This is a genomic window from Colwellia piezophila ATCC BAA-637, assembly GCF_000378625.1.
Classification (GTDB): domain Bacteria; phylum Pseudomonadota; class Gammaproteobacteria; order Enterobacterales; family Alteromonadaceae; genus Colwellia; species Colwellia piezophila.
This window is the reverse complement of the sequence record NZ_KB905160.1, coordinates 676333-698547: the sequence shown is the minus strand read 5'-3', so window position 1 is coordinate 698547 and position 22215 is coordinate 676333. Positions and strand designations below refer to the sequence as shown.

Sequence of the window (22215 nt, the reverse complement as noted above, 5' to 3'; positions counted from 1 at the left end):
TTACTTATTAAGGAACTAATAAAGCAGCTTCCTTCTCCAACGAAAATGAAGTGACCAATATCCTTACCTTTTAAGGTAATGACTAGGATTTGTCATTCCTCTTTTATCCTTTTTCAGATACCCTGGACTAATAAGGCATTAAATTAAAAGGATTTTCATGAACACTACCGGTATCTATGAACAACTAATAACTCAATTAGTTGAACAAAACCTAGATCGTGAATCCTTTCATGTTGGTGAACGCTTATTAGAGACTGGCGAAGCAGCAACTTGGTTATCTCGTTTCTTAACCCGACTGATTGAAATAGCTATGGACTCAGTGCCACACGGCGAATCTAGAATTCATGACCAAATAAGCCTCGCAAATACTATTGTGCAGTGGCTTAGTAAACATATTAAAGATAAACAGTTAATCAGTGAAAACTTAATTGATAGCAGGGGTAAAATTCTTACCGCACTCTTTGATAAATCCAACCCTATCGCAGCTGACCTACCAAAGTATGTTGAATCCATAATGCCATTAACCGGCTTAACGCAGAGTGAATTGTTCTGTGGTAGCAATGTCGGTGTTTCGCTAGAGACTGAGATAAAAAGAGAAATTCAATCTTCTGATAAAATCTATTGGTTAGTGTCTTTTATAAAATGGACTGGTATTCGAATATTTAAAAAAGAGTTAGAGTCGTTTACTCGCAGTGGTAAGCAGCTAAAAATAATCACTACCTCTTACATGGGCGCTACCGATGCAAAAGCGGTCGAGTTTTTATCCTCACTGCCCAACACCGAAGTTAAACTTAGCTACAACACCAACCGTGAACGCCTGCACGCTAAATCCTATTTATTCATGCGTAATACCGGTTTTCATACTGGCTATATTGGTTCATCTAATTTATCTCATTCAGCCTTAACCAGTGGTTTAGAGTGGAACCTTAAAATCACTTCGCAAGAAATCCCTCATATCATTAATAAATCGCTAAGCACTTTTGAAACCTATTGGCAGTCACCTGACTTTGAACACTTTGATGGCAAAGCACAAAGCAAAGAAAAATTAAACAATGCCCTACGAGAGGCAAAAGGCAGTTTCAGTAGCTCAATGCCTAGTTTCTATTTTGATATCAAGCCGCATTCCCACCAGCAAACCATATTAGACAAGTTACAGGTTGAGCGGGATCTGCATAAGCGTTATCGCAACCTAGTGGTGGCAGCAACGGGCACAGGTAAAACCATTATTTCTGCTTTTGATTTTGCTCGTTTCTATAATGAAAATCCCGAAGCCAATTTTTTGTTTATTGCTCACCGAGAAGAGATACTAAAACAAGCACTAGCAGCTTATCGTGGCGTATTAAAAAATAGCGCTTTTGGCGAGTTATGGGTCGGTAATCACAAGCCAAACAAATATCAGCACCTCTTTGCCTCGATTCAAAGTTTAAACGCTCAACTTAACAGTCAAACGGAAAAGTTAGCGTTAAGTGAAGACTATTTTGATTATATAGTTATTGATGAAGTTCATCATATTTCAGCCAGTAGTTATCGCGCGGTATTAGCGCACTTTAGTCCGAAAATATTGCTCGGTTTAACCGCTACACCAGAGCGGCATGATGGCAGTGATATACTCAGTGATTTTTGTAATGTTATTGCCGCAGAAATAAGATTACCGGAAGCCATTAATCAACGTCACCTTTCGCCCTTTCAATATTTTGGCATAGATGATGATACCGACTTAACTAAAATCTCGTGGTCTAAAGGCCGTTATGATATTGCCGAATTAACCCACCTTTATACCTATAATGACCAAAGGGTTTTACGTATTTTGCAAAGCCTTGAAGAAGTTGTTACTGATATCTCACAAATGCGTGCTTTGGCCTTTTGTGTCAGTAAAGAGCACGCAAAATTTATGGCGCAAAAGTTCACCTTGCATAATATTGCCTGTGGCGTATTAACCAGTGATAACAGTAAAGACCGTGAAGTTTTGCAACAACAGCTAAGATCAAAACAAATCAATGTATTGTTCGTGGTCGATATATTTAATGAAGGTGTCGATATTCCCGAATTAGATACCTTACTGTTTTTACGACCTACTGAAAGTTTGACGATATTCCTGCAACAACTAGGTCGTGGTTTACGATTAACGGATAACAAAGAATGTTGTACTATTTTAGATTTTGTTGGTAATTCACGCCCTGAATACGATTTTTCCCATAAATTTAGAGCTTTGGTCGGCAAAACCAATCAGGCGATAGCGAAAGAAGTTAAACAAGGCTTCCCTCACCTGCCCTTGGGTTGCCGCATTGAGTTACAAGAAAAAACTCAAGCAATGATCTTAAAGAACATTAGCCAAGCAACTTTAAACAAAAACAAATTGCTGAGCTTAATTAATAACTTTCCTCATAATACCAATTTACCCTTAACGCTAACTAACTTTTTACAGCTCAACCCTAACCTCAGCCTAGAAGATATATACAAGGTTAAATGTGGCAATCTTGGCGGTTGGTCGGTATTACTTGCCGCCAGCAAAAACAAGGAAATTACGGCAGAGGTAAAAGCGCTTTATGCGGCTTATTATCGCGCCATTAATAATAGATTACTCAACTGTTCATCTATTTCTTATTTACGTTTTATTAAAGCGCTTTGCGATAACAACTTTTCTTTTTCGGCCACGACTAACAACACGCAATCAAAACACTACCAGCAACTCTTTGCTTTAATGACTCATTACGACTTTTGGGACAAAACAGGTAAACAAGCTGGCTTTGATAACGTGGTGACAAGCTTATTAGCGCTGAAAAACACAACACTCTTATCAGAGTTAGCCGAAGTTATTGCCATGCTTATTGAGCGACTTGAAGTGAGCGAGTTTGCTATGCCAACGGTCAATAACTCGAAAGTAGATGCATCGCCACTAAAAATGCATGTTCGCTATCCGAAAGAGCATATTCTCGTCGCCTTTGGTGATAGTACTTTTGCTAAAAAATCATCGAGCCGTGAAGGTGTATTAAATATTGCTGATGCTAATACCGAGTTGCTCTTTGTCACCTTAGATAAATGTGAAAAGCAATTTTCAGCGACCACCATGTACCATGATTACGCCATTAGCCCGACCTTGTTTCATTGGCAAACGCAAAATAGCGCTAGGCCGAATTCTGGACGAGGTTTAGGATATATAACGCAGCAAGAAACTAACAAAACCTTCCTGTTATTTGTGCGTGAACAAGGCAAAGATGAAAACGGCAGAACCATGGGTTTTGTCAATTTTGGTCCGGTAGATTTTGTGAAATATGAAGGCAGTCAGCCAATGAATATCACTTGGAAGTTAAAACATCCCATGCCAGCATATTTGTGGCATGAGACGGCTAAGTTGGCTGTTGGTTGATAGCTTCTGATTAAATACTTAACAGTAATAACCTTCGACAGTAATGATCAATACTCACTAATCTATACTTAATAATTTCCGTTCATCCAATAACCTAGTGAGTATAAAACAATAGCCAAAACCACTGATATTACCGCGGTAATAGATTTATCTGACAGAGTCAGTAAACAGGTTTTAAAATCATCAGGTGACGGATGGAGTCATCAATACTTGTTCATCAATACCTCTTAATTAATACCCGCTCAAATGAAAAACGCTAGTGACTTTAAGATTTAACACTAACGTTTTATTTCTACTAAGATTAACACTGTCCAAACCCAATAAAAATGATACTCCCCTGCAAATTAGCTGAGGGGGAAATTATAACGACAAAGTGTTACAGCTAAACGCATACACAATAGAGTAGAGTTCAAAAAATTTTGCCTTTTAATCAGCTAGATCAAGCAATAGCTGAATTATACCAAGTACATTAAGTTAATTCACACTAGGGGCTGTTGATCTTTCAGGGTTAAAATTTATTCAATTTAAAACGGATTTAATCGCGACGAGAGCTTTGTATCATAGTCATTCTATTAAAAAAGCGAGCAACAATGAGTAAATTTGTTTTAAATGAACCCTAAAGGGCAGCACTTGTTTGAAATTTATACTACGTTATCGTATGTTCGAGTAGCCAGCTACACGTCACATACTCTGCCTTGTCTAAATACCAAACAAGTTGCTGTAAAAGTAATCTCGAAAGATCAACAGCCCCTAATCATTCACATAAATATGAGCAGTCTATGTTAGAAACACTTATCAATTTAATTAATTCTCTTCTATGGGATACGGTACTTATCTATGGGTTAGTCGGTGCCGGTATCTTTTTCACTGTACGTTTGGGCTTTATTCAAGTATCTCATCTTGGTCACGCGGTAAGCTTAATGAAAATCAGCCGTCATGGCGCTAACGATGGATTATCTTCATTCCAAGTATTTTGTACCAGTATGGCAGCTCGTGTTGGTGCAGGTAATATGGCAGGTGTCGCCGTAGCATTAACCACTGGTGGCCCCGGTGCCATTTTTTGGATGTGGCTTATTGCCTTTTTAGGCATGGCAACCTCAATGGTTGAGTCAACACTTGCTCAAGTATTTAAAGTAAGAGATGAAGAAGGACAATTTCGTGGTGGTCCCTCATATTACATGCATAAAGGCTTAGGGCAAAAGTGGATGGGCATGTTATTTGCTGTGCTGTTAATCATTGCCTTTGGTCTAGTATTCAATGCGGTGCAAGCCAATACCATCACCGGTGCGATGAATGCGGTGTTTGACTATGATGCGACGGTAGTTGGCATTGTCATTTCGATAGCTAGTGGTCTAGTTATCATGGGCGGTATCAAAAAAGTCGCTAAAGTCTCAGAGATTCTAGTGCCTATTATGGCTTTAACCTATTTGGCTGTAGCCCTGATTGTAGTGCTGATGAATATTGAAAGGTTACCCGGTGTATTTAGCTTGATCATCAAAAGTGCCTTTGGTTGGCAAGAAGCGGTAAGTGGCGCTGTCGCTTTTGCTATTGCACAAGCAATGAAAGCGGGCATAGCCCGTGGTTTATTCTCTAATGAAGCAGGCATGGGTAGCGCGGCCAATATAGCGGCCAGTGCGACACCCAATCCAAATCATCCAGCGTCACAAGGCTTTATTCAAATGTTTGGTGTATTTGTCGACACCATAGTAATTTGTACGGCAACAGCGGCGATAATTTTGCTTGCTGGTGATACCGGAAGTGCTGGCGATGGTATTGCTATTACGATTGCCGCCTTAGACTTTCACGTGGGCGCTTGGGGCGGTGCATTTATCGCCGGTTCAATAATCCTTTTTTGCTTTACCTCCATCATTGCAAATTACAGTTATGCAGAAACCAATATTTTGTTCCTATCCAACAACAAAACCACCTTTTTACCGCTGTTTCGCGCATGTGTTGTTGCCATGGTAATGTTTGGCGCTGTAGCCAAAATCGATATAGTTTGGGCACTTGCAGATGCGTCTATGGGGCTGATGGCATTGGTTAATCTAATTGCGCTGTTACTGCTATCAAATATTGCCATCAAGGTTATTAAACACTACAAAGCGCAGTGTAAGGCTGGTATTGAGCCAAACTTTGTAGCTGCTGATTTTCCCGAGTTAACGGGTAAGACTGAAGACGGTATTTGGAAGTAATTCGTTAGCGCTAGTATCTGCTAACGCTAGCTGATAAAGGTACCTAAAAGTGGTACTTGATAATTAAAGCTACTATCACCTGCAGGTGATAGTAGCTTTTTACTTTTAGGCTTTTACTTTTAGGTTTTAAGTTTTAAGTTTTAAGTTTTAAGCGTTACAAAAGTATATCGCGCTTTATCGCTATTCCAGAGACCTTAAAAATTGAAGCTTAGGCGTTCGCTTTTAACTTGATGGTATTGATATATAATCTTGGGTCTTCAATTTTCGCTAACATTGCGCTATCTGGTAAACAATCGGGATCGACATAATCAGCAAAGTCACCCGCCGAATCGAACACTAAGACATCAAGTGCTAATCGGTCCATGCCATATAGACCACGGTGGATCATATCCGCTGAGAACACCAGTAAGTCGCCTGCAGCTAATTTAATTTGTTTACCAGTAGAGAGGCTTTCGTTACTCAACCTGCCCTGTTCTTCTTGGCGAACATTAAACTCTTCTTCACTATCCCAACGCTTATGGGTGCCTGGCACCAACTCCATGCCCAACTCATCAAATAAAGGCACGCGCAGATGGACAACTTGGGTCTCATGAATGACGACTTTTTGCACGTCAACGTCGTGATCATACTGACAATCTCGATGCCAAAAGTCTTTAAGTTCGGGGTTAATGGGGTTGAAAAATAATTGGGTATTCATAAAGGCAGGATTTGATTTTATCACTGACTCCACGACATTCATCATCTTTGGTGAACTAATAAAGTTGAAAAGTTTTACTCTATCCTCGCTGCCTAAGTACTGACTGCCGGTAATTAAAGAAGAATTAAAGGCGACTTCTTTATAGAACGCTTGGTTGTCTTTTTTCCATAACTGGTGAAACTTCAACACCACTGCTCGAAGTGATGCAATTTCTGCGGCATTAAAATAATCTCGAATAACAAAGTAACCTTGATCGAGATATTCATCATTTAATTCGCGGCTATTCAATTCACTGCCATTTAATTCTCTGCCATTCAATTGGCCTGAACTAATTACCATTACCATTACCTTGCTACTGCCTCCACTTTAACCTTCAACCCTATTTTCACTGTTACTTCATTGCTGCGTTATCATTAGCTTTACTATTTAAGCTTTATTATTAGCTTAAATAGTAAAACCAAGAACAACACCTACTTAGTCGCTGGAGTATACAGTATTAGCGCGAAAGGTACGTTAATCGTTGTAATAAGCAAGTCAATTTGAACGACGTTGAGTTAAGTCATAACTTGAAATCTTCATACTTTCACCTAGGTTTACTAAGTGATAGCCAATGACTAACTATTCTCTAGCATACACCACAAAGGATTGAACCATGTACATAATAACCAATAGGAATATCAACACGCGTAACTTTAAAGATGGAGTTGGAGATCATGAGGCGTTCGGTGACAAAGTAAATATCAAAGGACCAAACGAAGTTAGATATGCTACAGCAGAAAAAGTAGCGGGGAAATGGCAAATTAAACTGGTTAAAGAAACTCACCCTATCACTGAAAACAACCTTGCTTCAAAAAAACAGTTTGCCTTAATTCGAGAACAACTCACCACCAGCAAGAAAAATTGCGTGTTCTTTGTGCACGGCTTCAACCAATCATTTAAAAAGAACTTAGAAAAAGCTTATGACATTGAAAAATTATACGGTGTCGAGGTTATCGCCTTTTCATGGCCCTCTAACCCGGGCGGCTTTAAAACCAGAGAATACCGCCATGCAAAAAGGACCGCTAGGGCTTCGATAGGGGCGTTAGATTCAACCCTAGAAAAATTAGGACATTACCTTAAAGAACCATTTAATCGTGAAGCATTAGAGGCCTGCGATATAAAACTCACCTTAATGACTTTTAGTTTAGGCAATTACTTATTTCAAAACTATGTGATCGATTCAATTTACGAAAACGAAACCGCTATTTTTGAGAATGTCGTGTTGTGCCAAGCCGATGTAGACAATAAACATCATGCCAAATGGGTTGATTTAATTGAAACTGGCAAACGTGTCTATGTCACCATCAATGAAAATGATTACGTACTCAAATGGTCTGATTTTAACTTCCAAAAAGATAGACTGGGACGCACTGCAAGCAAGTTAAATGCAGAGAATGTTGCTTATTTTGATTTTACTGACGGTAAAGGTGTTGGCAAAACCCATGGTGTATTTTACAAAAAGACAAACCCTGTGGTTAAGTCATTTTTTAACTTAGTGCTTAATGGAAAAAGAGGTGAAAAGGTCGAAGGCATGACATTCGACCCTCGATCTAATTCCTTTAAGTTTTAAAATATTATAGCAATTCCAATAACTTTCTTTCCACTCAGCGAGGTTTAAAAGGCTTAGAGGCAAGACATTGTTTGAAGAGACTGGTTATTCAGGCGAATGTGCTCAGGAGAATGTGCTCAGGATAATATGCTCAGGAGAATGTGCATCCTGCATTCTCTAATAAGTGGCATCCATGCCACGTCTGCATTATCTTCTAAGTAACATGAAATTAAGTTGTTGATTTATAAGCAAAGCACAAAAGTATAAACACCGTCATCTTCGAAGTCTCTGATCGAAGATCCATTGTCTCCGTTACACATTCTAACTTAGCAAACGTTCGGGCGTAAACACCCTCCTACAGTGTGTGCCTGTAGGAGCTGGCTTTAGCCGCGAACATTGCTAGATTCAGGAGGATGTGCGTCAGGATAATATGCGTCCTGCATTATCTTCTAAGTAACATAAAATTAAGCCGCTGATTTGCTAATAAGTGGCATCCATGTGACGTCAACATTGTCTAATAAGTGCCACCCATGGCATAAGGCACAAGCGCGAATAAATTCCCGCCTACGGGAGTGACGGTTAATAGGTTTGGTGGACTTGCGGATAAAAATGTTACTAGTAGATGGTTGGGGCGCAGCCGCTGATTTGCTAATAAGTCACATCCTTGTGACGTCTGCATTCTCTAATAAGGTACTTCCTTTACCGATTGCATTCTCTAGGACACTACATCCATGCAGCGTCCTTAGCAAAAAAATAGTGTGTTTCAACATAAGTTTTAAATTAGTTTATCTTGTTATAAAACAAGTAACTAACGAATAACCAACGAATTGTTGAACATTTAATAGACAAACATATGAAAGCGCTTACAATCAGCAGTGAAATAACAAACGGAGTTGAGGTAGCAGTATGCGTAAACATAGAATAAGTTTCGCTGACATTAACATTATCAGCGACAGCATTGCCGAAATAATTATTGATGAAGGCGTTGAAATATCCATAGAAATGGTTGAAGAATATGATAACTTTCTCGCCTGTATCTTCAACGGTAACTATGGTGTCTTAATCAATAAAATCAATCATTACTCTTATAGCCTAGGCGCACAATTCATCATGGGTTCTAGCGAAAATATAGTCGCTATTGCGGCAGTGAATTATACCGAACAAGGTAAAAAATCCAGTAAAGATATTGCCAGTAGACGCACCATTGATCAATTAAACCTCAGGACTTTTTCAGGTTTAAATTTAGGCTGGCAAGATGCCATCACTTGGCTGCACCTGGAATTAGCTAAGACTAATGTCACCTAGCCCTCTTCGCAATAGTAGAATAAGAAGAGTAAGTTATGCCAATAAGCAACGGTGCAAATAAATAACGGTGTAGGTAATAGTTATTTATCGGGCTGCCCTCTAAGCAAGATACCCTTTGAAGAATGTTATTTTACAGTTCATATTTTAGGGAGAGTTACTGAGCTGAGCTACTTGGGTATACCAAGCTAGCAACAATAGCAGGATGATCTGAAGGATAAGCAACTATTTCCTTTGCCTTGCCGGTAAGATTTTTAACAAAAAGGCAATCAATGCCGGCATTTTTAATTAAGGTCATGCCTGCATTCGACTGTACTAATGAAACCTCTTTACTTTCACAGTGACTATTAAAGTCACCCAGTAATATCTTCGGGTATTGCTTCACTTTATTTAACTGAGCAGATGTTTCTTTAGCATTGGCTACCCTAGTTTCAACACTTTCATGATCCCAATGAACATTGACGATAAGATAGCGCTTATTTCGTTTCTCTATCACTGCGTACTCACCTGTTCTAGTGGCGTTTGGACCATCAGTTAAGTCAAATCGACCTGATTCGATAAAACGATTACCCTGGCAATGATTAATAAAAATTTGAAATTTATGCTGCCAACATTGTCCAAGTGATTTTTTTAAAGTAATCGCCCGCTGATAGTTAGTCGGCAATTTGTTATTTATAGCGTTTCCTTTAAGCTGCCAGTCTTCTACACCTTCTTGAATACCAAGCACATCCACCTGATTACGCTTAATTAACTTAGCGTAATCATCACTATGTTTTGGCATAGTTTTCCAACCATAGATGTTTAACGACATCACAGTGATTGCTTCATCTGTTGTTTTAGCAAATAGGCTTGGGGAAATAAACAAAATTGCCAGTAATAATGTACCTTTCAAAGAAACTGCCATGTTATTAAATGTCGGTTTGGTTGCTTATTTCATGTGTTAATAACCACTGATATAGATCATCGCCTGAATAAACTCTTGTCCAAGCATCATGGCCTTTATCTTCATGCACAGTGAAACGAACATTATCATGGCCAAGTTCTTCTAATCTGTTTAGTCCTGCATAAAAATACTGAATATTTACCGCATTATCTCTGCCGCCGGCAAAAAGCCAAACAGGTAACTTATGCTCGGCAATAGGTGCCATTAAACTAGGATGTCCCCAGCCAACTACCGGGGCTATCGCTGCAAATCGTTGTGGATATTTACTTGCCATATACCAGGTGCCAAAACCGCCATAACTCAAACCTGACAAGTAAGTTTTATTTACATTAACTCGATACTTACTTTGAACGGTATCCAACATTGTAATCAAATCAGTCTCAATTTTTTCCCAACCTTGGGGTAATAGCGGTGCAACTTCACTCATATCAGTTAATGACGGCGTTCTTTGAATATCAGTTGATGTTTGAAAGGCTGCACTTCGCTCAGGTACGCCTTGCGCTAATCTTTTGGGGATATTATCTTTAGAGCGGTTATCAATATAACTAATGCCCTTTTTATCAAAACCAAACATGTGCAGTTGTGGTGAAATAATAATAAACGGCAGGTCTTTTTTCTGTATCCAAGCTTCATACAATGGTCCCTGCATCAAGACAAAGTCTAATTCATCTTGGCCATTACCTCGCTCGCCATTACCGTGCAAAAATAACATTACTGGCCACTTTTTTTCAGGCTTAGAGTGATAGCCTCGTGGCAAATAAACAAAATATTCGCGCTGACTTTCATCGACATTTGATTGGTAAGCTTCTCGTAATAGCTGCTCTTGTGACTGTTGAGTTAATGATGCTTTTTCCGAGGGAACTTGCTCTACATTATTAGAGCAGCCCATTAATAAGAAACTAGTCGCGATTAAGCAATGTGTTATTTTTTTCATCGTACCCCAAATTTAAAAAGAATTTATCACTGACTACGTTAGCGTTAAAACAAGGCTAACTTCTATTTTCTGGAATTAACCAAACATTGTTTTCAACATCAACTCGGCCCTGCATCTGTTCAATAACCACTTGGTCAATCACCTTAATCGCTCGTTGAGCCATCATAGTAAAGGTATCTTCGCCAAGTTGATTAGGCGTATGATCAGGGAAGTTCCTGCGAGTACGATGGATCCAATAACTTTCTGACAGGTTATCTTGCTTAAATGCTTGAGCTACACCCTCTTTACCAATCATAAAGCCTAATAATCCGCCCCAAGTCGCGGTTGGATTATCTGAATCCCAGCCAGCCAAAGTGCCGACTTGAATGGTGCGCACGATATCTCCTTCGCCATAAAATAAACTCACTAAACTGGCAGCAAAATTAATACCCGCTTCAAAGGGGTCATTATAAACATAGCCGTCTGAGTTATTGACTTGATAACGCTGATACACGGCATCACGGGTTTTTTCCCAATCATTTTTATTAGGATTTACCTGATAAGAATTTATAATAAAATCATACATTTTCGCCGGCGTTGATTGCTCAGGTAATATCAGTCTTGCCTGCTCAGCCAACCATATTGTCTGCTGATGCATGGAAAGTGACTTATCTACTTTAGAAGCCAATGAATGCATAGTGATATAAAATTGTGAAATCCACTGAGCATCATATTTTGCCGATACCCTGATTGGCAAATGCGATAGTTTTAAAGCAATGTCGACTCTTACTGGAGCCAATAAACCAAATATCTCCGTAGTAAGTTGGGCGTCAATCATCATGTATTTAGCATTATTTTCCGGCTCACTGGTTGCTGGCGGCAACATGCCCTGCGCCATTAATATTCTGGCTTGTTGATTAGACTCCCATAAAAAATTTTCTTGAACCGCGGTAGAGTCCGGGAATTTTTTAAATAGTGGCGCATCTTCTTCTGAATAAGTGTGTTTTAACCAACCTGTTCGGATTTGCTCTGCGCTCAATAAACTAGTTTGATGAAACTCATGTAGATACTGATACATATATTCAATATCGGTATCATCATCAGCCCCCCAAGGCTGTCCTTCTTCAACAAAGAAAAAATCAATAACATCACTATGAGGCACACCTTCTCCCCAAATAGCGGGTAAATCCTTACTGCCCCAATCATCATCGGTATAAAATGGCATGGTTGCTGGCGTACCTACTTTATCCATTTCAGTCACTAGCCCGGTCCAGTTGGCAATACTTTGCCCTAACCAAAAGCCTTGTAATTTCGACAAATATTCAGCTCTTGATACTGTATATGACTCACTAGTCTTTGTTGCGTTAGTTTCAAGGTTTTGTTTATCGGTACTTTGACTACAAGCAGTAAGTAAAAACACCAACAATAAAATTAATTTGTTCATCTTTATTATTACCTTTATTACAGTATCTGACGATGATGCTTCTGCAAAATAATTAATCATTCTCATCAACTAACCTCAACTCTGGATAAGCAAAGTTACTCAATAAGCTATTTTAGGCGATATCAGCGTTGGTACTCCTACCAATAACCAGTTATTGGGTACGTAATACCGCCTTGTTATCGCCAAAACTATCAATATTGAGACGAATAAAAAATCACATAGCATATATTTTATGCTATGTGATTGATGATAAATAAGTACTTATAATAATTAACATTCATTACTCAGAGTTGAGGTTAACTAAAATATCTTTTTCTGGTCCCCAAGTATTATTGGTGCGGTCATAAGTACTAAATGAGCCTCCATCATCCCAAAAGGTTGCTGCAATGCCAAATTCTTTAGCTAAGCTAACATGGTGGCTTAAATAGGCTAAACGCTCTGCTAAGTCACAAATATTTTCAGGCTGAGTAAAGTCGAATTTTGCAACACCGAACTCATTGACCATAACCGGTATTTGATTAATCGTTGCCCAATCACTTGCTCGCTGATAAATTTGACGAAGTTTAGACTTATCTTCATTAGTGCCCCAACTTTTCTGACATTGCCCGGCAAATTCCCATGGGTCGTAACTGTGAAAATTGCCAATGAGGAATTTATCTTGAACATCTGGAATTTCAGTCTCTAATAAAGAATCAATTGGGGTAAAGCCATGACCAGAAAAAATAGCTAATCGGTTAGGGTTTTCATTTCGGATAATTGAAAGTAAACGTTTGTTCACTTCGTTTACCTCTTCTACAGTCATACCATTAGGCTCATTAAGTAATTCAAACATTAACTTAGCCGGCTTTTCTTTAAAGTGAGCGGCAATTTGTATCCAGATACTATCTAAACGATTTTTATTTTTTTGATCTTGATAATTTTCTTTAAACCAAGATTCATGATGTGCATTAAGAGTGACATAGAGACCTTGCGCTAACGCCCAATCGACAACCTCTTCTACTCTTGTTAAAAACACACTATCTACTTCATAAGGCGCTTCTAACTGAGTGTGTTCATGCCAAGTAACCGGAATACGAACATGATTAAAACCCGCGTCCTTAAAAGCAATAATAAATGCCTCTTGTGCGTGTAAGGCCCAATCACCTTCATTAGGCGCATCAAAGGTGTTACCTAAATTAATGCCTATCGCCATTTCAGCGATAGCTTGCTGAGGGTTAATTTCATCGGTTAAACGATAAGGGGTAGTTATGGGTAAAGTAATTTGCTCAACAACGGGTAAAGGTTGTTGAACAATCACGGTTGAATTATCTTCAGATGAGCTGCCACAACTTGCCAGTAGATAAACCACAAAACTTAAGCTAAATAATTTAATCAATGTTGCGGTATTCGTTAACATCCGTTTTCCTTTATTGGTAAGTAAATTCTGCTGTTAAACGAATATCGTCCAATGACGAACCTAACATGACTTCAAACTCACCCGTCTCAGCTAGCCAATCATTCGTATTGACGTCCCAAAAAGATAGGTCACGTTTATTCAATGAGATACTCACTGCTTTGCTTTCTCCTGGCGCTAAGAATACTTTGGCAAAGCCTTTAAGCTCTTTTATCGGCCTTTCGACACTGGCTTCCTTGTCATGTAGATATAATTGCACCACTTCAGCGCCCGCGACCTTACCGGTGTTTTTTACCATGGCAGTTACGGTAATACCTTGCTCACCACTGATTGTTTTTGCTGATAAATGGATATCAGTTAACGCAAACTGGGTATATGAAAGACCATGACCAAAGCTAAAGGTGGGTTTTATATTTTGTTGTTCAAACCAACGATAGCCAATAAAAACGCCTTCACTGTATAAGCTTTCTGTGGCGTTATAATCGTTCAGCGCGATTGGCGCGGTATCTTCAAGACGAGCCGGTAATGTTATCGGCATTTTCCCGCTTGGGTTAACATCGCCAAACAAAATATCGGCAAAGGCATTACCTGCTTCCATACCGCCATACCAACCCCAAACAATAGCCTTAGCTTTTTCAGCCCATGGCATTTCAACAGCAGAGCCTGCAACCATAAAGACAACGGTATTTGGGTTAGCTGATAATAATTTAGTAATGATTTCATCTTGAGCATTTGGCAGTTTCATATCATCACGATCAATAGCTTCTCTATCATCGCCATGACTCAAACCACCGAAATAGATAACAGCATCAGCTTGTTTAGCCGCCGCTAAATAACTGGTCTCATCGCTGAATAAATTCCCCGGGGCATCCCAGCCTAAGACAAAACTATCACTGCCATCGTAATCAATAACAAATTTATAAATCTCACCTGCGACCAGTTCAATATCATGACTCTGCACTTCATTATTCATGCCTTGATGAGTTAACAGCTTTTGACCATTAACACTGAGTTCAAATTGACCAAGTGCTTTAACTTTAAGGGTATGAATACCTGTTTGTAACGGCTTAATATCAGCCTTCATGGTAATGAAGTCCGTTGCTGCTTTTTGTGCTGACTTTTCTAGTGAATTGTCTGTTGAAGCTTTATTGATAGACTGGTATTTGGCATCAACAATCCAAGACTCGCTTATTAGCTTTGTTCTCGCTTGGTCAGCAAAAGTTGATATATTCCATGCGGGTGTTCCCGTCCAATGGCGCGAGTTAACATAATCACTAGCAATAGGCGCTAATACACTTGAACGAGCGCGCATCACGGTAATATTGACATCATCACCTAAAGCATTTTTCAAGCCTTGTAAGGGGGTAATTTCATAAGCTGATTTTACTTCTGAAGAGCCGCCCCCTTGGCCGTGTTTTTTATCCGCATTAGGGCCAATGACTAAGATATTTTTAATTAAAGACTTAGCAAGGGGTAAGATGTTCTGGTCATTTTTTAATAACACCACACCTTGGTTAGCAATTTTCCGTGCTATTTGGCGATGTTCATCAGTATTACGCTCACCCGGTAATCGACTCTCATCCATCATGCCTATTCGGTGCTGCAAACGTAATATCCGCCTGACCTTATCGTCGAGCACGGCTTGTGGGATCTTACCTGCTTGTATTTGCTTAAGTAACGGTTGCGCTAGGAAGTAATCATCATAACTTTCAACATTAGTACCCATCTCTAAATCAAGACCGTTCATGGCGGCATCATAAGTATTAATATCGACATTCCAATCAGTAAGCAGTACGCCATCAAAGCCCCACTCACCTTTTAGAATATCCATCACCAAATGTTTACTTTGATTTACATTGGTGCCGTAATATTGGTTATAAGCGCCCATAATACTGTAGACATTTGCTTCTTTAACCGCCGCTTCAAACACCGGTAAATACACCTCTCTCAAGGTACGTTCATCAGGCTTAGCATTCACGCCAATGCGATTGAGCTCTTGGGTATTTAAGGCGTAATGTTTTACGTTGGCTGCTACATCATTTTTTTGAATAGCAATGACCTCTGGTACCACTAACTTAGCCGCTAAAAACGGGTCTTCCCCCATGTACTCGAAGTTACGGCCATATAAAGGTAAACGCGCTAGATTCACGCCAGGGCCTAAAATAATATCTTTTTTACGATGTCTGGCTTCATTGCCTAATACGCTGCCATGTAAGGTCGCCATCTCTAAATCCCAGCTGGCTGCAACTGAGGTTAAATGGGGTAAATAAGTAGAGTCATCATCTGTCCAACCAGCAGAATCCCAGCTAAATTTTTCGATTTGATGCCTGACACCATGAGGGCCATCAGAAAGCCACAACTCAGGTATACCAAGGTGCTCTATAGCACTAACATGAAATTTACCACTGGCGTGTACTCGTGATATTTTTTCCGCTAACGTCATCTGACTTAAGAGGAGTTCAACGTTCTGCTCAACTTGCGCTAGCCTTAGCTTTTTTTGCTCAAGGTGCTTTAGCTCCAGTTGCTTTAGTTCTGTTGTCTCAGCCTGTGTTGATTTATCGGCTTGTTGTTCATTAATACTCGCTTCACAAGCGCATAGACTAAATACCACAAACGGTACGCTAAAGTATTTTAATGCTGTCTTCATGGGTAAACCTTATATTTTTATAATATTTCAAAACATTGAGCTGCTATCAGCTAAGTAAAATAATGAATGGTATTTTTTAGCACTTAGCCTTTTAATAACCATTTAAATAGCCTTTTAAATAAAAAACACCACCCTATAAAATGTGCCAAGGGTGGTAAGGGAGTAGATAAGTGTCGATGTCATCTGTGCTCCTAAAACTGTTGTTCGTAAAAAATGAGATGTTCACTTAATTAGCATCTCTTAATTCACGGCTATTAATTAGCGCCCCTTAATTAGCGCCCTTTATTAGCGTTAACTGGCTAAAAACATCCGCGGTGATATAACCTAAGTTTTTATTGCCGTTCACCGCTTTAATATCTGTTGAGCCGATAAAATGTTCACGCTCTTTACTGCCATCGTTATCACAATAAGCCAACATAAAGCCAAGTTTTTTCCCGGCAAATAAGTTAACTGGCTTTGAGTTTTCATTTTGTCTTGGCGTACTCTTTTTCACAGGTAGTGTGTTTTTCACCGGCATAGTAAAACTATCGTCATAAACCCGAACAGCCAGTTCCCAAATAACTTTATTGGGTGTTTTTTCACTACGTCGCCATGAGCTACTAATATGATCATTTAACAAGACAACATTATCTGAGCCGTCGGTATTTTTTTTACCGAAATCAACCACTTGATTATCAAGGGCGACATGATAGGCAAAAGCATTAAAATTGAACTGGTGATTACCACCCGAGCCATCTTCATCGATAAATATTTCCAAGCAGTCATCATCCCAATAGAAATGGCGCGGGTCGGCGTGTTGATCAAATAAAATATCATCGGTAATTTCTACCAATAAATATAACTGCTCTTCATCCCACATTATTTTAAATCGACCACTAAAATCTTCAGCACTCGGTTGTGTCCCCAAAATGAGGTTATCTAATGGCTGCCATTGGGCTAACAGCCAACTGGCGTCATTGGCGATACCATCAATATTAATTTTTTCTGGTGATTTTACCGCTTCGAGTGCCGTAGCATTAAGTGCGACTAGCATTAATAATGTGCTGATGGTTTTAATATAGTTATACATTGTTTACTTTCCTGGTGATTACTTTCTTGGTAGTTACTTTTTGGTCATTACTTTTCTGGTAACTAATTGAGAGAGTTTATTTATTTCATTGGCCACTAACAAAAATGGCCGCTCACTATTTATCGGACTAACATCGGATTCACTAAGCAAAGGTGCCTGCATCGCTGCAAATTGGCTAGCAAGTAAAGCAGGTGAAAAGAAATGATTTTCCCGCTGAGCCATTCGCTTGGCAATAACTTCCTTGTTTGCTGTCAGATAAAAAAAGTGACAATAAAAAGGTAAGTCTCTAAATAAGTTACGGTGTGCCGATTTCAAACCAGAATAAGCAAGCGCTACCGATTGACCTTGCTGATAAAGGCTGTTCAAATGTTTTAAAATAGCGGCTAACCAAGGCGCTCTCATCTCATCGGTTAGCGGCTTGTTTTCTGCCATATACTTTTTGGCTTGCTCGCTATGAAAATCGTCGGCATCAACAAAAATCAACGAGTGTTCATCAGCCAATGTTTTAGCCAAACTTGATTTACCGGTACCGCTAACGCCCATCACTATAAATAAATGCGGCACTTTTTTCTCTAAAACGTGTTGAGCTAAAACTTGTTGAGCTTTGTTAGTCATATAACGGAACCCTTACCTGTAATTGATAGTGTTGCCCTGACTGTAAGTTGGTCAAAATATTGCCGGTAACCGTCTGTTTATCGAGTAATATTTCCATGAGGCTAATGTTTTTATCTTGCACTAGTTCGAAATTAACCATCGCTCCCCTAAAGAGTCGCTGACCCGATAAATGTTGTAGACTTGTTGGCATTTTTGGCGCTATTTTTAAACCGCTAGCACAGCCTTTTAAGCCACATAGTTCTTCAACTAAACAGCGGTACAACCAAGAAGCAGTGCCGGTATTAAATAAATGACTGGAGCGGCCCGCTTGTTTGGGAAATTGGTGAAAAGCACCTCGGTAGTAATTGGGTACATAAACAGGTAATTGTCCGGTCACTTCCGCATTATCAAACGATGGCAGCATTTTACTCAATAACTCAAACGCTAAGTTATTCTGCCCTGCTTGATAAAGCGCATAAATATAAAATATCGCTGCGTGATTATAAACAGAGCCATTTTCCGAAACCCCAGGGTGCTTTTGCGTAATACGACCTATATCTTCCACCATCGCTGTATAACTTGGCGCTAGCATCATCACCCCTTGGGGTGTGGTTAACTGTTTTGATATAGCGGCAATCATATCTGCTTGCTGATGTTCATTTGCTGCGCCGCTGAGCATGGCCCAACTTTGCGGGTTAAGAAATATCTTACCTTCGATATCTTCATTGGTACCAAATACGCGGCCATCATCGGTAATGCCGCGGGCAAACCACTGACCATGCCATAGGTGTTCATTTACGGCACTATTAATAACTTGAGCAGCTAAACGGTAGTTATCATATTTTTGTCGATGTATAGCAATGCCGTATTCATCACAAAGATCACACCAGGTTGTTAAGGCATAAGCGGTGGCTAAAGATAACCAGCTAGAAACGCCCTTGCCTTGGTAACCAACCATATTCATTGGGTCGCACCAATCGCCTTGCTCAATAAAACTTAAGTTTCGATGATCGGTAGCATTAATCAAGTAATCCAGAGCTAGCTCTATATGAGCGGCAAAAGCTTGTTCTTCTACTGAGTCAGCGAAAGCAACCATTTCACTGAGTAGGCTGACATCATTGGTTTCGTTCAAATAGACCGACAGACAAATAGGTAACCACACACCATGATCCGCATGGGGTACTTGATTAATATATTTAAGTTTCGCATCTTCGTGCAACAACACTCCCTCAGGCATAGCACCATTAATTGTTTGTTGAGACACCGCTAAGATATAAGCTTGACGTGTTTGTTGCGCATTAATAAACGCCATGCCCATATTATCTTGGATATAATTACGCGTTTGAGGGTCGGTACTTAAACGATTAACATCACCATGATAAAACATTTGCCTTGGCAGCCAGTGATTGAAAAAATCATCAAAACCTCTACTTGCTGTGCCAGTACCACTGTTAATCGTTAAACAGCCTTTGCCTTGATTAAGGTAATCTCGGTATGCGTCTCGTGTCTGGCTTCGTTGTTGATGACCCAGGTACTTTGCTTTAATTGTCGCGATTTCAGCTTCATCTTTTGCCGGACCAAACAAGAATTGATAACTTTTTCGCTCATTGGGCAATAACTTTTGTTGAAACTGCATAACGGCAACCGGTGTTTCATAACGTGCTTCAACATTGTCTAATAACTCGGCCTGAAGTGCACTGGGTTGATGCAAGCCGCCTTCGCCTTCAAAGCTTTTTTGATTCGCGTGCCACGCCGTAGGACGGGTATCGCTCAAAAAGAAGGTTTTGTCTTTTAGGTCTTTATTAGTAAAGTAATCGGCCACTTTTTGATAAGGCGTTACGGAGTCAGCAACAATCGCATTTAAGGTTTCATTATATGTTGCCGACTGATTCATCCACGACATATAACCTATGGTGAAATAGGGATAGAGGCTAATATTTTTCACAGTAGTGGTTGAATTGGTTACCGAAAAAAACCAACACTCTACTAAATCGTCTTTGGTTAAATTTACCGTAATGCTTATCTGCAAACCCCAGTGTTCAATAGACCAGCTAATATCACTTTGACCTAACTCAAAAGAAAACTTATCAAGCTCAGCACGCATCGGCTCATAAGGTAGCGAAATTATTTCACCACTGTCTTCATCTTTAAGGTAAAAAAATCGGCCTGGATGGTGGCTGAAATAACTATGCTCTGGCTGAATAAAACCTTTAGCTTCCATATTTGGCGCATAAGAGTATTTAGCCGGCTCAGGTTGCATAAATAAAGAATTAACATAACCACGGCAGTTTACTTGCATTACCATGTCACGATTCCATAAAAATCCGCTCGCATTTGGCAGCTTTGTTGGGCTAGTTAAGGTTACTTTATTCAAACCATCTGCCGCACTATCAATACTAATCAATGGCGGCTTTAAAGGCTGACTTAAAGACAGCTTCAACGGTTCACTTAAAGGCTCATTTAAAGCTTTATTTAAAGACTCACTTAAAGGTACGTTAGGCATTAACAGCTCCGATAGTACCCGCCGTCTTATCACCAGTAAGAATTTGTTCTTGTTGGCCTAACCCCTTATTTCCTGACGTTTGTTGTTGCTGTAATTCATCTTGCAGTTTTTTTAATTGCTTATCATCTAATGGGTAAAAATAAATTAATGGCACGGCAATGGCTGCAAATATTGCCGGGACCACAGTCATTAACACCACTATGCCTTCTTGAGAGGTACCCGTTTGCACTTGGTTGGCAATATAACCTAATGAAGCCAGCGTCCAGCCAATCATAGCGCCCGCCAAAGCTCCGCCGAGTTTTTGTGCAAAGGCGGCGGCAGAGAATATCATTGCTGTTGCTCGTCTGCCTGTTCGCCACTGTGAGAAATCAGCGGTATCGGCATACATAGAAAATACTAAGGGTGATTTTGGCCCCAGTGCTAAGCCAATCATGATTTGTAAAATAAACATCAAGGTGATGTTATCACTGGGCACAAAATAAAAAACCAATGAAAGTGATGCAACGATAGTCATTAATATCATCAACAAACGGCGCTTATCAATAAACTTGGTAAGTAATGGCGTAGACGCCGCACCAATGGCTAAAGCAATCATATAAGCCATAGCAAAGCTGCCAATGAGATCAGGACGTTCAACATAATATTTAAAATAGAAAGTGCCGGTACTGCCTCTTAATGAGATAGTCATCATGATGATAAGTGCTAAGACAAAAAGAATCTTCCAAGGAGAATTCTGCGTCAAATCTTTTAAATCTTGTAATACCGGTGTTTTTTGCTCTGCGGGTGGCGATATGCGCTCGGTGGTTGATAAAAAAGTAATAACAAATAGTACTGCGGCAACTAAACCATAAGTAAGCATAGTAAGCTGCCAACCAAGTGCTTCATCGCCCTGCCCTAAGTAATTTACCAACTCAGGCGTCATATAAGCAACAAGACTACCACCAGAAAATGCGCCGATAAAACGAAAGCTGGTTAACGTGGTTCTCTGTTGGCTATCGCCTGTAACAACACCAAGTAAGGCTCCGTAAGGCACGTTAATAAAGGTGTAAGCTAACATCATAAAGATATAAGTGCCGTAAGCCCATATTAGCTTATTACTATCAGTGGTATCCGGTACGGTAAAAGTCAGTACCCCAGCAGCAATCATAGGAATGATGCCCCACAGTAAATAAGGTCTAAATTTACCAAAGCGGGTTTTGGTTCTATCTGCGATTGCGCCCATTAACGGATCAGAGAAGGCATCAATAAGCCGTGTTACTAGCATCATAGTGCCGACCGCGGCCGCTGACAGGCCAAAAACATCGGTATAGAAAATAAAGAGGAATACATCAAAGACGCGCCAATAAAAATTTGAGGCGACATCACCACAGGCATAACCCACCTTTTCACCTAGGCTTAGGCGTGAGTTAGTGCTTGACGTGGGAGCTAAATTCATAGCTAAACTTGGTTGATGTTGTTTTTTATTTTTTATCATTACCAGCCTCATTTTTATTATTAATATTTATATCAACAATTACATTTAGCTAATGGCATCCCCAATACATCAATGACAATTAATGTCAT

At 39.7% G+C, this 22215-nt stretch carries 14 protein-coding genes; 4 read left to right on the top strand and 10 right to left on the bottom strand.

Features of this window, described 5'->3' with window-relative positions:
• The first annotated feature begins 157 nt into the window (after positions 1-157).
• Both F580_RS0102810 and F580_RS0102805 read left to right on the top strand, forming a co-directional pair.
• Positions 158-3367 carry a DUF3427 domain-containing protein gene (locus tag F580_RS0102810; protein ID WP_019026182.1) on the top strand — a complete coding sequence of 1070 codons (3210 nt, stop codon included), beginning with the start codon at positions 158-160 and terminating at the stop codon, positions 3365-3367.
• A 779-nt stretch (positions 3368-4146) separates the two neighbouring features.
• Positions 4147-5559, top strand: a complete 1413-nt coding sequence (locus F580_RS0102805) for an alanine/glycine:cation symporter family protein (RefSeq protein WP_019026181.1) — start codon at positions 4147-4149, stop codon at positions 5557-5559.
• 208 nt (positions 5560-5767) lie between these two features.
• On the opposite strand, the gene F580_RS0102800 is transcribed toward F580_RS0102805, so the two are convergent.
• Complete coding sequence (locus F580_RS0102800) at positions 5768-6595, bottom strand: phytanoyl-CoA dioxygenase family protein (protein WP_019026180.1); 828 nt, start codon at positions 6593-6595, stop codon at positions 5768-5770.
• A 313-nt stretch (positions 6596-6908) separates the two neighbouring features.
• On the opposite strand from F580_RS0102800, the gene F580_RS0102795 reads away from it, so the two are divergent.
• Together F580_RS0102795 and F580_RS0102790 are read left to right on the top strand one after the other, a co-directional pair.
• Positions 6909-7865, top strand: coding sequence for an alpha/beta hydrolase (locus F580_RS0102795; RefSeq protein WP_019026179.1), 957 nt, complete (start codon positions 6909-6911; stop codon positions 7863-7865).
• A gap of 885 nt (positions 7866-8750) precedes the next feature.
• Entirely contained in the window at positions 8751-9149 is a 399-nt protein-coding gene (locus F580_RS0102790) for a hypothetical protein (protein ID WP_019026178.1), read from the top strand.
• 154 nt (positions 9150-9303) lie between these two features.
• Here F580_RS0102790 and F580_RS0102785 read toward each other — a convergent pair whose 3' ends face one another.
• From F580_RS0102785 to F580_RS23850, 9 genes are all read right to left on the bottom strand, one after another.
• Positions 9304-10038 (bottom strand): endonuclease/exonuclease/phosphatase family protein, encoded by a 735-nt coding sequence (locus F580_RS0102785; protein ID WP_169338291.1) that lies wholly within the window; start codon positions 10036-10038, stop codon positions 9304-9306.
• 16 nt (positions 10039-10054) lie between these two features.
• Entirely contained in the window at positions 10055-11023 is a 969-nt protein-coding gene (locus tag F580_RS0102780; RefSeq protein ID WP_019026176.1) for a carboxylesterase family protein, read from the bottom strand.
• A 55-nt stretch (positions 11024-11078) separates the two neighbouring features.
• Positions 11079-12446, bottom strand: a complete 1368-nt coding sequence (locus tag F580_RS0102775; RefSeq protein ID WP_019026175.1) for an ADP-ribosylglycohydrolase family protein — start codon at positions 12444-12446, stop codon at positions 11079-11081.
• 280 nt (positions 12447-12726) lie between these two features.
• Positions 12727-13842: a glycoside hydrolase family 5 protein gene (locus F580_RS0102770; protein WP_019026174.1), complete on the bottom strand. Its 1116-nt coding sequence runs from the start codon at positions 13840-13842 to the stop codon at positions 12727-12729.
• Positions 13843-13852: 10 nt separating this feature from the next.
• Positions 13853-16486, bottom strand: a complete 2634-nt coding sequence (locus tag F580_RS0102765; RefSeq protein WP_019026173.1) for a glycoside hydrolase family 3 C-terminal domain-containing protein — start codon at positions 16484-16486, stop codon at positions 13853-13855.
• Between the two features lie 268 nt (positions 16487-16754).
• Positions 16755-17555 carry a sugar-binding protein gene (locus tag F580_RS0102760; protein WP_019026172.1) on the bottom strand — a complete coding sequence of 267 codons (801 nt, stop codon included), beginning with the start codon at positions 17553-17555 and terminating at the stop codon, positions 16755-16757.
• 33 nt (positions 17556-17588) lie between these two features.
• Complete coding sequence (locus F580_RS0102755; protein WP_019026171.1) at positions 17589-18170, bottom strand: gluconokinase; 582 nt, start codon at positions 18168-18170, stop codon at positions 17589-17591.
• Entirely contained in the window at positions 18163-20652 is a 2490-nt protein-coding gene (locus F580_RS0102750; RefSeq protein WP_019026170.1) for a GH36-type glycosyl hydrolase domain-containing protein, read from the bottom strand. The genes F580_RS0102755 and F580_RS0102750 overlap by 8 nt, the downstream gene beginning before the upstream one ends.
• Positions 20645-22126 (bottom strand): MFS transporter, encoded by a 1482-nt coding sequence (locus tag F580_RS23850; protein ID WP_019026169.1) that lies wholly within the window; start codon positions 22124-22126, stop codon positions 20645-20647. The genes F580_RS0102750 and F580_RS23850 overlap by 8 nt, the downstream gene beginning before the upstream one ends.
• Positions 22127-22215 lie beyond the last annotated feature (89 nt).